Here is a 14,642-nt window from a genome sequence, read left to right as displayed (position 1 = left end):
ACCCTAGTAAGTTCAGAGGAATCCCGATGCCTCGGTTTGTCGACCGCGTCGTTATCCACGCGCGGGCGGGCTCCGGCGGCAACGGCTGCGCCTCGGTCCACCGCGAAAAATTCAAGCCCCTCGGCGGTCCCGACGGCGGCAACGGCGGTCGCGGCGGCAGCGTCGTGCTGGTCGTCGATCCGCAGGTGCACACCCTGCTCGACTTCCACTTCCGGCCGCACATCGACGCGGCTTCGGGCAAGCAGGGAATGGGCAGTAACCGCGACGGGGCGGCCGGTGCCGATCTGGAAGTCAAGGTCCCCGACGGGACCGTGGTGCTCGACGAGGACGGGAGAATGCTCGCGGACCTGGTTGGCGCGGGCACCCGCTTCGAGGCCGCGGCGGGGGGTCGCGGCGGGCTGGGCAATGCCGCGCTGGCCTCCCGGGCCCGCAAGGCGCCGGGATTCGCGCTGCTCGGCGAAAAAGGGGAGTCCCGCGATCTCACGCTCGAACTCAAGACCGTCGCTGACGTCGGACTGATCGGCTTCCCGTCGGCCGGCAAATCCTCCCTGGTATCCACGATCTCGGCGGCCAAGCCGAAGATCGCCGACTACCCCTTCACCACACTCGCTCCCAACCTGGGCGTGGTCTCGGCGGGGGAGCGCACCTTCACCGTCGCCGACGTGCCGGGCCTGATTCCGGGTGCCGCGCAGGGCCGCGGTCTGGGTCTGGACTTCCTGCGGCACATCGAGCGATGCGCGGTGCTGGTACACGTGGTGGATTGTGCGACTGCGGAATTGGGCCGCGACCCGGTGTCCGACATCGATGCTTTGGAAGCCGAGCTGGCTGCCTACACGCCTACGCTGCAAGGAGATTTGGCCCTGGGCGACCTCGTAGAGCGGCCGCGGGCGGTGGTGCTCAACAAGATCGACGTCCCGGAGGCCCGTGAGCTGGCCGAGTTCGTTCGCGACGATATCGCCGCCCGTGGCTGGCCGGTGTTCCTGGTGTCGACGGTCAGCAGGGAAGGGTTGCAGCCGTTGATCTTTGCGCTCGCCGACCTGGTGTCGCAGTATCACGCCGCGCAGCCGGTGCTGGTGCCGCGACGGCCAGTGATCCGGCCGATCCCGGTCGACGAGTCCGGTTTTACAGTGGAATCCGACGGCCAGGGTGGATTCGTGGTCCGCGGCCGGCGACCCGAACGCTGGATCGCCCAGACCAACTTCGACAACGACGAGGCGGTCGGCTACCTCGGTGACCGGTTGGCCCGGCTGGGCGTCGAGGACGAACTGGTGCGGCTGGGCGCGCGGCCGGGATGCGCGGTCACCATCGGCGAGGTCACCTTCGACTGGGAGCCGCAGACCCCGTCCGGCATCGACACGACGATGTCGGCCCGCGGCACCGATGCTCGTCTGGAAGGCACCGACCGGGTCGGCGCCGACGAACGCAAGGCGGCCCGCCGGCAGCGCCGCGAGCGCGACGATCCGTCATGACCGCGCGTGAGGCCATCCGCACCGCGCGAAGCGTCGTGGTCAAGGTCGGCACCACCGCGTTAACCGCGCCGACCGGCATGTTCGACGCCGGCAGGCTGGCGGGGCTCGTCGACGCGATCGAGGCCCGGATGAAAGCGGGCTCAGACGTCGTCATCGTCTCCTCCGGGGCCATCGCCGCCGGCATCGAGCCGCTCGGGCTGACCAAGCGGCCGACCGACCTGGCCACCAAACAGGCGGCGGCCAGCGTCGGGCAGGTCGCGCTGGTGAACGCTTGGAGCGCGGCCTTCGCTCGCTACCAGCGCAGCGTTGGCCAGGTATTGCTGACCGCGCACGACATTTCGATGCGGGTGCAGCACACCAACGCCCAGCGCACCCTGGACCGGCTGCGGGCGCTGCATGCGGTGGCGATCGTCAACGAGAACGACACGGTTGCCACCAACGAAATCCGGTTCGGCGACAACGACCGGCTCTCGGCGTTGGTGGCGCATTTGGTGGGGGCCGATGCGCTGGTGCTGCTGAGCGACATCGACGGGCTGTACGACGTCGATCCGCGCAAGTCGCGCGAATCACGTTTCATCCCTGAGGTTTCCGGGCCGGGCGACCTCGACGGTGTGGTCGCGGGACAAAGCAGCCACCTGGGCACCGGAGGGATGGCGTCAAAGGTGTCGTCGGCACTGCTTGCCGCCGACGCCGGGGTGCCGGTGCTGCTGGCAGCTGCCGCCGACGCCGCGACCGCGCTGGCGGACGCCTCGGTCGGAACGGTGTTCGCCGCGCGGCCCAACCGGATGTCGGCACGCCGGTTTTGGGTGCGCTACGCCGCGGAGTCCGCCGGTGCGCTGACCCTGGACGACGGTGCGGTGCGTGCGGTGCTGGCCCAACGCCGTTCGCTGCTGCCCGCTGGTATCACGGGGCTGTCCGGCCGTTTTCATGGCGGCGACGTCGTCGACCTGACCGGGCCCGACGCGACCCTGGTGGCCCGCGGCGTGGTCGCCTACGACGCCGCCGAACTGGCCACCATGATCGGCAAGTCGACCTCAGACCTGCCCGCTGAGTTGCGCCGGCCTGCGGTGCATGCCGACGACCTGGTGGCCGTCTAGGTTGCTACAGGCTTCAGATACAAAGCGCCCCAGACTATTTCAGTTAGCGTAGCGGCCAGTTCGGCATCGTATGTAGGCGGGTTGTTCGGCAGGTTCTGTTGGCAGGCCCGCTCGACCATCCAGGTGAGTGCACTGGCCGCGGTCGCCGCGGGCAACTCGCGACGGATTGAGCCGTCCGCCTGTCCCTCTTCGATGACACGGGTCAATCGCCCGGTGATAGCGGTCAGCAGATTGCGGTAGGTCGCTCCGACCAACGAGTCATAGGCGGCCATCTCGTTCAGCGCGACGAGCACCGGTTGATGTCGCCGGTAACTGGCGATGATGGCAGCCATGCCGGCGCGCGCATCGTCGGGATCGTGCCGCCACGCCACGCCCCACCAGCGCTCGGCGCTCTCGGCGAGATCGGCGAACACCTGGCCGGCCAGGCGGCGCAACAGGTGGCCCTTGTCCTCGAAGTAGATGTAGAAGCTGGCCCGCGACATCCCGGCCTCGGTGGACAGCCGGTCCACGCTGAGTTCGGTGAAGCTGGCACCGTCGCGCATCAGCCGTTCGGTGGCGTCGAGCAGCCGGCGCTCGAGCTGCTCGCGCCGCTCCTGCCGCTTGGCTTGCGGCTTGCGGGTGACCGACGGCATGGCTCCTCCTATCGCACCCCTGGTCAGAGCGTAACCGAAAGCCCGACATCTTGACTAGACACTATGTCTAGATTTATTGTCAGCATTGTTAGCTTTGTGACCGACGTCATAACCGATGGAGGACCCACCAATGACAGCGACGGCCGCAACCCCTCGCGCCTACGACCCCATCGATCTCTCGTCGCGGGCGTTTTGGTCAACCACCGCGCAAGACCGGGAGCGCTCGTTTGCCGAGCTGAGAGCCGAACGCCCGGTGAGCTGGCATCCCCCGGTCGAAGACGCGCTGATGACCGATCCCGACGACCCCGGCTACTGGGCGCTCACCCGGCGCGATGACATCGTCGCGGTCAGCCGCAACAACGACGTGTTCTTGTCCGGCAAGGGGGTGATCTTTGAGAACGTTCCCGAGGAGCTGCTCGAAGCGTCGCAGTCCTTCCTGGCGATGGATCCGCCGCGGCACACCTTCCTTCGCAAACTCGTCAGCGCGGCGTTCACCCCGCGACAGGTCAGGCGCATCGAGGACTCGATCCAGGCGAACGCCAAGACCATCGTCGACGAGCTCAGGGCGGCGGGCAGCGGCGCCGACTTCGTCGAGCACTGCGCCAAGGAACTGCCCATCCGCACGCTGTCGGACATGGTGGGCATTCCGGAGGCGGACCGTCAGCGCGTGGAACACGCCGCCGATGCCATGGTCTCGTGGGCCGACCCGGTCTACCTCAACGGCCGCCAGCCGATGGAGGTGCTGTTCGAGGCCCAAATGACGGTGCATCAGGTGGCTTTCGCCCTCGCGGCCGAGCGTCGCGAGCATCCGGGTGACGACCTGTTCAGCAGCCTGGTGACCGCCGAGGTGGACGGTGACCGGCTCGCCGACGCCGACATCGCCGCGTTCTTTGTGTTGTTGTCGGTCGCGGCAAATGACACCACCCGGCAAACCACCAGTCACGCGCTGAAGGCGCTCACCGACTTTCCCGATCAGCGTGCCTGGCTGCTGGAAGACTTCGACAACCGTATAGGCGGGGCAATCGAGGAGTTCATCCGCTGGGCCAGCCCGGTAATGACCTTCCGCCGCACGGCCGCAACGGATTTCGAAATCGGCGGCCAGACCATCCGGGCGGGGGAGAAGGTGGTGATGTTCTATCCGTCCGGCAACTGGGACACCGACGTCTTCGAGCACCCAGAGCGTTTGGATCTGAGCCGAGGCCCCAATCCGCACGTGGGTTTCGGTGGTGGCGGAGTGCACTTCTGCCTGGGCGCGCACGTCGCCAGGGCCCAACTGCGCGCGATCTTCGGCGAGCTGTTGCGTCAGCTGCCGGATATCCAGGCCGGCGAACCGGTGTACGTGCCCGGCAACTTCATCCACGGGATTCGCACCATGCCCTGCACCTTCTGAGGCTGTCTAGCGGACCGACGCCGCTGCGAGCTCGTCGGCCAGCAGCGTCAACAACTCCGAACAGCCGCCGTCGACCTTGACCGTGGCCAGGTCGTCGCCGCGGGTGGGCCCGCGGTTGATGATGGCGACCGGGATACCCAGTGCCGCCGCGTGGCGCACGAACCGGTACCCGGAGAACACCGTCAACGATGATCCGGCCACCAGCAGCGCGTCAGCGGCGTCGATGAGCGAAAATGATTGTTCGACAATCGCTTTGGATACGCTTTCGCCGAAATAGACGATATCGGGTTTGAGCATGCCGCCGCACGACGGACAGTCCAGGTAGCGGAAGCTATCCGTTTCGGTGACGACGGCGTCAGCGTCCGGTGCAACGGCCAGCCCACCGATCGCCTCGGCGCGCTCGACGAATCCCGGGTTGAGCGCGTCGAGCTTTTCGCCGAGTGCCGCGCGGCTCATCGAGTCGCCACACTGCAGGCAGATCACCTGCGCGTAGGTGCCGTGCAGATTGATCACGTTGTGGCTGCCGGCCTTGGTGTGCAACAGGTCGACGTTCTGGGTGATGACGCCGGTCACCACCCCGTCGCGCTCCAAACCAGCCAGCGCCCGGTGTCCGGCGTTGGGCAGGGTTTCGTCCATGTGCCGCCAGCCGACTTGGTTGCGCGCCCAGTACCGTTGCCGGAACACCGGATCCGAGGTGAACTGCCGAATCGTCATCGGATTGCTGGGCGGCGAATCAGGGCCCCGATAATCCGGGATGCCGGAGTCGGTGGAAATCCCCGCGCCGGTCAACACCGCGACGCGGCGACCGGCCAACAAGGCGATCAATTCCGGAGACTCCGCGCGCGCCGTCACCTATTCAAGAGTACGGACGTCATTGGGGGTGGCTCGCCAGGTAGGCGCCGACCGGGATCGGTGACGCTTCTGCGTAACCGATCGGCAGCAACACGTCGCCGGCGGTCGTGACGAAGTAAACGTCCCACCGGTAGAACGTGGCAAACGCAGCGGGATCTGCTCCGATCAACGACGCGTACTGATCGACCGCGCGCACGTATTGGTTCGAGTGGTTGTACACATAAATCGCGTGATCGTGGTCGTTGGCAAAGCCGCTCGCGGCGAGGAAGCGGCCCGCCGCCATGATGCTGTCGCGCGGTGAGTGGATATCGCCGCCCTGACCGTAGGCGCCGAACGTCGTGGGCAGGAACTGCATCGGGCCTTGCGCGCCCGCGGTGCTCACACCGTTGATGCTGCCGAACCGGGTCTCGACCAGGTTGATCGCGGCCAGATAGTTCCAGCCGACGCCAGTCTCCGCCTCCGCCGCATGGTAGTCAGCCATCAACTCATCGGCCGGGACCGGCGGGTCGACCCGCCACGCGGGCAGCGTGTCCCGCGCGTTCGCCATCGCCTCGAGTTGTCGACGGGCGTCGACATTGCGGTCGTAGACACCCACTAAGTCCGCTGGGATTCGCGGACGTATCGTCGCATCCCATTCGGGGTGCCGCCCGATGGCGCGGTAGGCCACCTGCTCGCGATGCGCCGCCGCCTCCAGCGCGGGCTCTCCGGTCCCCGGATTACGCAGCGCCTGCTCGTCGGCGACAAGATCGTCGGCCAGCTGTGCGGGGTCTGACGCCAGCAGGGGCTGCGCACCCCTGGGCGGGCTCGGCGCGGCGGGCATGGTTCGTGTCGCGAGCGGTGCGGCGGCCACTGCCTGTGCGGGTGAGGCGGTCACCGCGCTTTTGGTGGGTGGACTCGTCGATTGTGTGCATCCGGCGAGTGCGAACACGATCGCGCCGAAAATGCCGACAGCCGCACGCAGCGGAGCCGCGACGACACGGTTACAGCCCACTATGTTCACTTCCCTCGATAGCTTCCCATCGGACCGTACGACATCAACGCGATGTCGGCTATCGGTTCGTCGCGCAGGCTGTGCTGATACCCAATAGCCCGATAGTGACGCCGTCTGGGCGACAATGGAAGGGCGATGGACTTTTATAACGCCTACAGCCAGGGGTTTGTCCGTGTCGCCGCGTGCACGCACCATGCCGCGATCGGCGACCCGGCGGCCAATGCTGCCTCGGTCCTGCGGCTGGCCCGCCAGTGCCACGACGACAACGTCGCCCTGGCCGTCTTCCCGGAGTTGACGCTGTCCGGGTACTCCATCGAGGACATCCTGCTGCAAGACGTGCTGCTCGACGCCGTCGAGGACGCCGTGCTCGACGTCGTCACGGCTTCGTCCGACCTGCTGCCGGTGCTGGTGGTCGGTGCCCCGCTGCGTTACGGGCACCGCGTCTACAACACCGCGGTGGTCATCCATCGCGGTGTTGTGCATGGGGTGGCGCCGAAGTCGTACCTGCCCACCTACCGCGAGTTCTACGAACGCCGCCAGATGGCGCCCGGCGACGACGAGCGCGGCACCATCCGAATCGCCGGCATGCAAGCTCCGTTCGGCCCGGACCTGCTGTTCGCCGCATCCGACCTGCCCGGCTTCGTGCTGCACGTCGAGATCTGCGAGGACATGTTCGTGCCGGTTCCGCCCAGCGCCGAAGCGGCGCTGGCGGGCGCGACGGTGCTGGCCAACTTGTCCGGCAGCCCGATCACGATCGGGCGCGCCGAAGATCGCGGCTTGCTTGCCCGTTCGGCGTCGCTGCGCTGCCTGGCGGCCTATGTCTACGCCGCCGCAGGCGAGGGCGAGTCGACAACCGACCTGGCCTGGGACGGCCAGACCATGATCTGGGAGAACGGCGTATTGCTCGCCGAATCCGAACGCTTTCCCAAAGGGGAACGACGCGCGATCGCCGACGTCGACACCGGGCTGCTTCGCGCGGAACGGCTGCGGATGGGGACGTTCGACGATAACCGGCGCCACCACCGCGCGCTGGCGGAGTCGTTCCGGCGCATCGAGTTTCGCCTGGAGCCGCCGTCCGGCGACATCGGACTGCGGCGCACGCTCGAACGGTTTCCGTTCGTGCCGGCCGATCCCAACCGCCTGCAGCAAGACTGCTACGAGGCGTACAACATTCAGGTCGCCGGGCTCGAACAGCGTTTGCGCGCATTGAAATATCCGAAGGTGGTCATCGGGGTTTCCGGCGGGCTGGATTCCACGCACGCGCTGATCGTCGCTGCGCGCGCGATGGACCGGGAAGGCCGGCCGCGCAGCGACATTCTGGCGTTCACGCTGCCCGGCTTCGCAACCGGCGAGCACACCAAACGCAATGCGGTGCAGCTTTGCCGGGCGTTGGGCGTCACCTTCTCCGAGATCGACATCACCGAGGCCGCAGAGCTGATGCTGAAGGAGATCGATCATCCGTTCTCACGTGGCGAAAAGGTCTACGACGTCACTTTCGAAAACGTCCAGGCGGGCCTGCGCACCGACTATCTATTCCGGCTGGCCAACCAGCGCGGCGGCATCGTGCTGGGTACCGGCGACCTGTCCGAGCTGGGGCTGGGCTGGTCGACGTACGGTGTCGGCGACCAGATGTCGCACTACAACGTCAACGCCGGCGTGCCCAAAACACTGATCCAACACCTGATCCGCTGGGTCACCTCCTCGGGCCAGTTCGAGTCGGCGGTGGACGCGGTGTTGCAGTCGGTGCTGGACACCGAGATCACCCCGGAGCTCGTCCCCAGTGGTGAGGAAGAAGAGCTGCAGAGCAGCGAGGCTAAGGTCGGACCATTTGCGCTGCAAGACTTTTCACTGTTCCAGGTGCTGCGCTACGGATTCCGGCCGTCGAAGATCGCGTTTTTGGCCTGGCACGCGTGGAGTGATCCCGAGCGGGGCAACTGGCCGCCGGGCTTCCCGGATAGCAAGCGACCGGCGTACTCGCTCAAGGAGATTCGGCACTGGCTGCAGGTCTTCGTGCAGCGGTTCTACTCGTTCAGCCAGTTCAAGCGTTCGGCGCTGCCTAACGGGCCCAAGGTGTCCTATGGTGGTGCGCTGTCGCCGCGCGGCGACTGGCGCGCCCCGTCGGACATGTCGGCGCAGGCCTGGCTCGACGAGATCGAGCACGACATTCCCGAGGAGTAGCAGCAGAGCGGACTGCATGCCGAACCGCTAGTGGGCAGGATCGTCGGCGACTTCGATGTCGCCCGCCGCGGCCGCCGCGCGCAGCTGGTGAAAGTCATCGAGCGACTTGTCCGCGTAGGCGTAGCACCACTCGGCGACCGCGCAGTGCGCGGTGTCGGCGGTGCCAACGTATCCCCGCAGTATCGACGCATTCGCACTCTGTGAGTGCGCCCGGGCCAGCAGCATCGCGCAAGCACTGACGTACTCGCCGAACGTGGACGCCGACATGCCTTCAGTGGCGATGGTGCCCTTCATGTCGTGGAACTGACGGATGTAGTAGTCGTGGCCGTCCTTGCGGGTCGTTCCGAGGAACACGTCCGACATTGCCTGCAGGATCTGCTGCCCATCAATCACGCGAACACCCTGGCCCTTGGCCTCGATGGCTGCGGTCAGTGTGTGCGGCTGGCGCCAACCCCCGTATTCTTCGAGCACCGATCGAGTGGCTTCTTTGATCTGCAGGATCAGCGGCGTGTCGTTGGGGCCGACCAGGATGACCAAGTAACACCGGGTGCCGACGCTTCCGACGCCGACTACCCGCAGCGCGACGTCGGTGACGCGGAAGTGCGATAGCAGCAGCGCAACGTCTGGCGGGACCGCGGCCAGATACTCCTGCACCGCCTCCACCAGCGGGGCTTCGATCTCCTCGTCGACGTGCTGCAGGACCGGGGGCTGTTCGCGCAGGCGCGGGGTTCCGTCCGCCCCGATCTCCATGATCTGCTTGAAGACCCGCGCCGAGGTCTGCTTGCGCGCCCGACGTATTGTTCGCTGAACCACTCCCTGCAGGCCCTTGGATACCTCTCCCGTGTATCTCTCCGGCTCCAGCCGCAGGTAATAGCGGTCCAGAACGTCCATCTCGAGCGTCGCTTCCAGACCGGTTTGGTAGGCCACCAACGCCTGTTCGACAGAGCGGCGGATGGCCTTGGCGGGATAACCGGCGTGGCGACCGCCGACGATCGCGCTGGTGATCAGGCGTTTGAGGTCCCACTCGGCGGGTGCCACAGCAGCCTCGTCGAAATCGTTCAGGTCGAACACTATTGCGCGGTCCGGGGCGGCGTACATGCCGAAATTCGACACGTGAGCGTCACCGCAGCACATGATTTCGATCCCAGTCGACGGGCTTGCGGCGAGGTCGGCGGCCATCACTGCTGCCGAACCTCGGTAGAACGAGAACGGGTCGGCGAGCATTCGGGCAAAACGCAGCGGCACGAGTTCGGGTAGTCGGCTGGCGTTTTGAGCGACGAGAATCTCCGTGGCCGTTCGCGCAGAAGGAGTCAGCTGTGCGAGAGCGCGCCGTGGGGCGGTCTTTCGCAACGCCCGACCGCGTGCCACATCCTCGCCTGGGACTTCCAGATCGATCAGGCGGTCACGCAACACCCGTTGCGGCATCTGATCAGCGTACTCAGTCCGCGTCGATGGATAGGGCGCCTCGCCGCAATGCATGCGCCGGAGAGTTAGTCTCGGGTCAACCGGGTGATTGCGCGCACATCGAGGGCGGCCGCGGGCGATTGGACACCGGCGACTACCGCCTCGGCCCGGTCGGCGCCGAGATGCGGTGTGGTGATCGTCCGGAATTTCTGCTCGACCCGTCGGCGCTGCAGCGCCAGATCATGTTCGGGTGTGTTGACGTCGTGAGCGGTGCTCAGCTGCCTGCCGTCGTTCAGTGTCACCTCGACGAGCGTGGGCGCGCCCGATGTTCCGTCGTCGGTGACGCTCACCTTGTCGCGCAGCGCGACTGCCGGGTCGCTGGCCGCCGAGTCGTCGATGACCATGGTCGACCTGTCCAGGGCCGCCATCGCGGCCAGATGCGCGACGCTGAACTTGACTTCGAGTCCGGTTGCCGGCCTGAGCAATGCGCAGGTGGCGAATTCCAGTTCGCCCAGATGCAGCCGAATCTCGGCGACCTCATCGATATTCAGCTGATGCTGCGCACGTAGTTCACGGATGCCGGCCAGCGTCGAATGCGTCATATAGCAGGACGCGTCGAATTTGAACAGGTTGCTCAGGATGTGCCAGCCCATCGGCGGTTCGGCCAACGCCGCGGCGGTGTCGCATTCTCCACTTGCGGTGGCGGCGAAACCCTTCGCGCATTCGATCGCCGATTCGTTTGCGGTGAAGTCGTTCTGGGCAAGCAGCGCGGCCAGCAGCCCGTTTTCGCATGCCTTTCCCGCATGGAACGACTTGGACATCGTGCCCACCATGCAGCCCAGCCCGGCGGCCTGAGTGGCGGCCAACGCGAGTGCCGTCGTCGTGCGTTGCGCGTCCAGAGACAGCAATTTCGAGCACGCCGCCGCGGCGCCCAGTGTGCCGATCGTCCCGGTGTGGTGAAAGCCCCGCAAATAGGACAGCGGGCCAACCGCGGCGCCGACCCGGCAGGCCGTCTCGTAGCCGGCGACGAAGGCGCACAAGAACTCTGGCCCGCAGCTGTGCAGCGATTCGGCCGACGCCAATACCGCTCCGAGTATCGCGACCGAAGGGTGGCCGGTTCTCGGCTGCCGACGACGGTGACGCCGAGCCAGTCCAGCAGGCACAACCGCGCCACTGCGACAACGTCGTCGGGCAGTTGATCGAAGCTCAGCCGGGCCGACCGTTCAGCCAATTCCGATGTCAACCCCATCACGGGCGTTCGTACGTCCCGATCAGCACCCCGCGGGCGAGCACGTGCCCGGCCATCTGCTTGAGCAGCGCCTTAGTGCTGGAGACATGGTCCGGAGTCGGCTCGTCGAGCGCCAACACCTGGAACCGGTAGTGGTGCGGCCCGTGACCGGGAGTCGGACGCGGGCCGGCATATCCCCGGTTCCGCAGATCGCCCGGAATGAAACGGATTCCCGCCGTGCCCGGCTGTAATGCGCCGGCGTCGACACTCCGAACGCTCGGCTCGATGACGGCGACGGTGTGCACCAGCGGGCGCGGGAACGCAACGTCGACGTCGTCGATGATCAGCACCAGCTGTCGGGTGTCTGGCGGCGGCGCGGTCCAGTGCAGCTGCGGCGAAACATTGTCGCCGACGCCCTTTCCGGCGCTCGCCAGCGGCAGCGCGCCGCCGTCCTTGAAGTTGGCGCTGGTGACCGTGATGCCATAGGGCGCCGTGAAACCCGAACCGGCAAGCGGGCTTCGATCCTCCCCAGCGCGGACATTGCGCAGCAGTCTGCCGAGGGCACCCATCATGCGCCGCTCCCCGCGCCGCGGATCGTCACAGTGCTGGACCGTAACAGGTCGCCCAATTCTGCGGGCAGATAGCCCTGCGCCGCCAGCCGCGGCAATACCCCTCCGCTGGCGATGATCTCGAGAATGAGGTCGGGCAGCTTGGGTACCGACCCTGACGTGCCGGTTGTCTCGTTGCGCCATTCGCCGGTGCTGATATCGAAGGTCCCGGTATCGCCCTCGCTGAACAGGCTGGTGGCGTCGGGAATCGTTATTGCGGGCAGCCCGGCGTTGACGGCATTGCGGAAGAACAGTGAATTGAACTCCTCGGCGATGAGTCCTGCGACGCCGAGTTCGGTGAACAGCGCCGCGACCGGCCGCGACGATCCCAGCCCGAAGTTCTTGCCCGCCAACACGATGTCGCCGGCGGAAACCTGGTCGGTCCAGCCGGGTCTTACCTCGTAGAAGATGTGCTTGGCTGCCTCCGGGGGATCCATCTTCATCGCGAAGGCCGGATACATGGCGTCGGTGTTCAGGTCGTCGCCGAACACCCAGACTTTGCCGGTGATGGACAGCGTCATCGGGCCACACTCCTCGCGTCGGTGATGTAGCCGGTGATCGCCGATGCGGCGACCGTTGCCGGTGAGGCCATGAAGATCTGCGCCTCCGGGCTGCCCATGCGTCCGGTGAAGTTGCGGGTGCTCGACGTCAGGCACACTTCGCCGGGGCCTACCACGCCCATGTGGTACCCGAAGCAGGCGCCGCAGGTGGAGTTGGTGATCACCGCCCCGGCGTCGGCGATGTCCTGCAGGTAGCCCAGCCGCATCGCCTCGCGGTAGACGGCTTGTGACGCCGGCGTCACGAGCAGCCGAACGCCGGCGGCAACCGTCTTGCCGCGCAACACATCCGCTGCGATTTCGAGGTCCTCGAGTTGACCGTTCGCGCACGAACCGATAAAGGCCTGATCGATTTTCTGCTTGCCCAACTGAGATACCGGTAGGCCGTTGCGGCTCACGGTGCCCGGCCGGGCCACATAGGGTTCCAGTGCGGCCAGGTCCACCCGCCGCACCTCGCGGTACGTCGCATCGGGATCCGGTGCCGCAGCGTCGTATCCGGTGACGCCGCGCTCATCGAGGAACGACGTCAGCACCTCGTCGGGCTCGAACGTGCTGAAGTCGGCCGACACCTCGGCACCCTGGGTGGCGATGGTTCGACGGTCGTGCATCGGGATACTCGCTAGCCCGGGGCCGCCGTATTCCAGATTCAGGTTCGCGGCGTCGCCGTACTCGTTCGCGATGTGCAAGAAGATGTCCTTGCCGCTGACCGTGTCGGGTTTGGCGCCCTTGAGCTGGTAGCGGATCGTTGGCGCCACCTGAAACCACGTGCTGCCCGTACACATGATCGAGTACACCTCGGCGGGGCCCAGCCCGCGGGCGGCGGTGTTGTAGGCGCCGGCCGCGCAGGTGTGAGAGTCGGTGCAGGCCAGTATTTCTCCGGGCCGAGCCAGCCCGTTCTCGGCGATGACCTGGTGGCAGATACCGTGCCTGCCGACGTCGTAGAAGCGCTCAATGCCGAACTTGGCGGCGAACTTTCGGGCATGCGGGCCGCCGGCGGCGTCTTTGATGGTCGGCGCGGGTACGGCGTGGTCCATGACGATCGCCAGCTTGTCGGGGTCGTGGATGCGAAGCGGCTCGAGCCACATCGTCGCGAACTGCAGATCGATCAGCACCGTCATGTCGACGTCGACGACGACGGTCTCGCCCACGGACAACGCGTCCACACCGGCCTTGCGGGCGAAGATCTTCTCGATGATGGTCATACTCATGAGTGAGCCTCCATGCGTGCGTATTTGGCGTCGAGTTGCAGCCACTCCGCCATCCCGACCAGGTTGAAGAAGTCGGCGGGCCGGGTCGGCAAGTAGTCGGCGATATTGCCGCCGGTCAGCTCGCACAAGTCCTCCAGCATGCCGAGCACCGCACGGGCGAGGGGGTTGCTCGGGTGAATAGCGATGGCGTAGCCCAGTTCTTGCAGTCGAGTCGCGGACTCCAGTGGTGTCATACCGCCGAGCACCAGGTTGATCAGCAGCGGGGCCTCGACCTCGCGGGCGATGCGTTCGATCTCCTCGACGCTCTGCGGCGCCTCGACGAAGATGACGTCCGCACCCGCCTGGGCGTACCGCTTTGCCCGCTCGATCGCGGCCTCCAATCCGAGCGGGGCCCGCGCGTCGGTCCGTGCGACGACGAGCAGGTTGTCGTCTTCGCGAGTGTCGAGTGCGGCGGCCAAAGTCTGTTCGAACTCGGCGGCGCCGATCACGTGCTTGTCGGTCAGGTGCCCGCAGCGTTTTGGGAATGCCTGGTCTTCCAATTGGATTGCGGCGACGCCGGCCTGCTCGTAGAGACGGACGGTGCGCACCACGTTCATCGCTGCGCCGTAGCCGGTGTCGGCGTCGGCGATCAGCGGGACGTCGCCGAGCACGCCGACGAGCATCCGGGCACGCTCGGCCATTTCGGTGGCGGTGACCAGTCCGATATCGGGCAGGCCGAACCCGGAAGCGGCCACCCCGGCACCGGTCATGTACGCCGCCGCCTGACCGGTGCGCTGCGCCAGATGTGCTGTTATCCCGTCGAAAACGCCTGGGGCGACGATGAGTTCGTCGCCATCGAGCAGTGCACGCAATTTTTGTCGGGCCGATGTGGTGGTCATCTGTCGTCCTTCAGTCGAGTGTGCCGGCGACGGGCGGGGCCAGTAGATCGACGAGGACACCGACGTCATCGAGGTCCTCGAGGCCGATCACCGCACGCTCGATCGCGTCCGCGCGGTCGCGGCTGGTGACCCGGTCGGCCAGGGCGTGGA

Annotated in this window: 13 protein-coding genes; 4 read left to right on the top strand and 9 right to left on the bottom strand. The window is 66.6% G+C overall.

What is annotated here, in order from left to right; all coding sequences use genetic code 11:
* The first annotated feature begins 26 nt into the window (after positions 1 to 26).
* On the top strand, positions 27 to 1,469 hold the full coding sequence (gene obgE / locus VKI00_RS21050; protein WP_324440841.1) for a GTPase ObgE: 1,443 nt from the start codon (positions 27 to 29) through the stop codon (positions 1,467 to 1,469).
* Positions 1,466 to 2,566: a glutamate 5-kinase gene (gene proB, locus VKI00_RS21045; RefSeq protein WP_324440839.1), complete on the top strand. Its 1,101-nt coding sequence runs from the start codon at positions 1,466 to 1,468 to the stop codon at positions 2,564 to 2,566. The genes obgE and proB overlap by 4 nt, the downstream gene beginning before the upstream one ends.
* On the opposite strand, the gene VKI00_RS21040 is transcribed toward proB, so the two are convergent.
* Positions 2,563 to 3,198 carry a TetR/AcrR family transcriptional regulator gene (locus VKI00_RS21040; RefSeq protein ID WP_324440837.1) on the bottom strand — a complete coding sequence of 212 codons (636 nt, stop codon included), beginning with the start codon at positions 3,196 to 3,198 and terminating at the stop codon, positions 2,563 to 2,565. The two genes, proB and VKI00_RS21040, sit on opposite strands and share 4 nt — an antisense overlap.
* A 130-nt stretch (positions 3,199 to 3,328) precedes the next feature.
* On the opposite strand from VKI00_RS21040, the gene VKI00_RS21035 reads away from it, so the two are divergent.
* Positions 3,329 to 4,588, top strand: a complete 1,260-nt coding sequence (locus VKI00_RS21035; RefSeq protein WP_324440835.1) for a cytochrome P450 — start codon at positions 3,329 to 3,331, stop codon at positions 4,586 to 4,588.
* Between the two features lie 6 nt (positions 4,589 to 4,594).
* On the opposite strand, the gene VKI00_RS21030 is transcribed toward VKI00_RS21035, so the two are convergent.
* A complete protein-coding gene (locus VKI00_RS21030) occupies positions 4,595 to 5,440 on the bottom strand; it encodes an NAD-dependent deacetylase (protein ID WP_324440833.1) in 846 nt (281 codons plus the stop codon).
* Positions 5,441 to 5,459: 19 nt separating this feature from the next.
* Positions 5,460 to 6,440 carry a transglycosylase SLT domain-containing protein gene (locus tag VKI00_RS21025; protein WP_414687256.1) on the bottom strand — a complete coding sequence of 327 codons (981 nt, stop codon included), beginning with the start codon at positions 6,438 to 6,440 and terminating at the stop codon, positions 5,460 to 5,462.
* 126 nt (positions 6,441 to 6,566) lie between these two features.
* Between VKI00_RS21025 and VKI00_RS21020 the strand changes: the two genes are divergently transcribed.
* A complete protein-coding gene (locus VKI00_RS21020) occupies positions 6,567 to 8,609 on the top strand; it encodes an NAD(+) synthase (protein WP_324440831.1) in 2,043 nt (680 codons plus the stop codon).
* 27 nt (positions 8,610 to 8,636) lie between these two features.
* Here VKI00_RS21020 and VKI00_RS21015 read toward each other — a convergent pair whose 3' ends face one another.
* From VKI00_RS21015 to VKI00_RS20990, 6 genes are all read right to left on the bottom strand, one after another.
* The gene (locus tag VKI00_RS21015) at positions 8,637 to 10,034 is read right to left on the bottom strand and encodes a DUF2252 domain-containing protein (protein ID WP_324440828.1); all 1,398 of its coding nucleotides are present in this window, start codon (positions 10,032 to 10,034) and stop codon (positions 8,637 to 8,639) included.
* A 65-nt stretch (positions 10,035 to 10,099) separates the two neighbouring features.
* Complete coding sequence (locus VKI00_RS21010) at positions 10,100 to 11,176, bottom strand: MmgE/PrpD family protein (protein WP_324440826.1); 1,077 nt, start codon at positions 11,174 to 11,176, stop codon at positions 10,100 to 10,102.
* Positions 11,177 to 11,261: 85 nt separating this feature from the next.
* On the bottom strand, positions 11,262 to 11,813 hold the full coding sequence (locus VKI00_RS21005) for a YbhB/YbcL family Raf kinase inhibitor-like protein (RefSeq protein WP_324440824.1): 552 nt from the start codon (positions 11,811 to 11,813) through the stop codon (positions 11,262 to 11,264).
* Complete coding sequence (locus VKI00_RS21000) at positions 11,810 to 12,358, bottom strand: 3-isopropylmalate dehydratase (protein WP_324440865.1); 549 nt, start codon at positions 12,356 to 12,358, stop codon at positions 11,810 to 11,812. The genes VKI00_RS21005 and VKI00_RS21000 overlap by 4 nt, the downstream gene beginning before the upstream one ends.
* Before the next feature lie 8 nt (positions 12,359 to 12,366).
* Positions 12,367 to 13,614: an aconitase/3-isopropylmalate dehydratase large subunit family protein gene (locus VKI00_RS20995; RefSeq protein ID WP_324440823.1), complete on the bottom strand. Its 1,248-nt coding sequence runs from the start codon at positions 13,612 to 13,614 to the stop codon at positions 12,367 to 12,369.
* A complete protein-coding gene (locus VKI00_RS20990; RefSeq protein WP_324440821.1) occupies positions 13,611 to 14,492 on the bottom strand; it encodes an isocitrate lyase/PEP mutase family protein in 882 nt (293 codons plus the stop codon). The genes VKI00_RS20995 and VKI00_RS20990 overlap by 4 nt, the downstream gene beginning before the upstream one ends.
* Positions 14,493 to 14,642 lie beyond the last annotated feature (150 nt).

The organism is Mycobacterium sp. (assembly GCF_035314665.1).
Taxonomy (GTDB): domain Bacteria; phylum Actinomycetota; class Actinomycetes; order Mycobacteriales; family Mycobacteriaceae; genus Mycobacterium.
Note: the sequence above shows the minus strand (reverse complement) of the source record. Positions and strands in the feature narration are given on the sequence as shown.

Bases quoted from the DNA above. Each gene is read 5' to 3' on its own strand.
- obgE (WP_324440841.1), top strand. From the start codon at position 27: ATGCCTCGGTTTGTCGACCGCGTCGTTATCCACGCGCGGGCGGGCTCC.
- proB (WP_324440839.1), top strand. From the start codon at position 1,466: ATGACCGCGCGTGAGGCCATCCGCACCGCGCGAAGCGTCGTGGTCAAG.
- VKI00_RS21040 (WP_324440837.1), bottom strand. From the start codon at position 3,198: ATGCCGTCGGTCACCCGCAAGCCGCAAGCCAAGCGGCAGGAGCGGCGC.
- VKI00_RS21035 (WP_324440835.1), top strand. From the start codon at position 3,329: ATGACAGCGACGGCCGCAACCCCTCGCGCCTACGACCCCATCGATCTC.
- VKI00_RS21020 (WP_324440831.1), top strand. From the start codon at position 6,567: ATGGACTTTTATAACGCCTACAGCCAGGGGTTTGTCCGTGTCGCCGCG.
- VKI00_RS21015 (WP_324440828.1), bottom strand. From the start codon at position 10,034: ATGCCGCAACGGGTGTTGCGTGACCGCCTGATCGATCTGGAAGTCCCA.
- VKI00_RS21005 (WP_324440824.1), bottom strand. From the start codon at position 11,813: ATGATGGGTGCCCTCGGCAGACTGCTGCGCAATGTCCGCGCTGGGGAG.
- VKI00_RS20995 (WP_324440823.1), bottom strand. From the start codon at position 13,614: ATGAGTATGACCATCATCGAGAAGATCTTCGCCCGCAAGGCCGGTGTG.
- VKI00_RS20990 (WP_324440821.1), bottom strand. From the start codon at position 14,492: ATGACCACCACATCGGCCCGACAAAAATTGCGTGCACTGCTCGATGGC.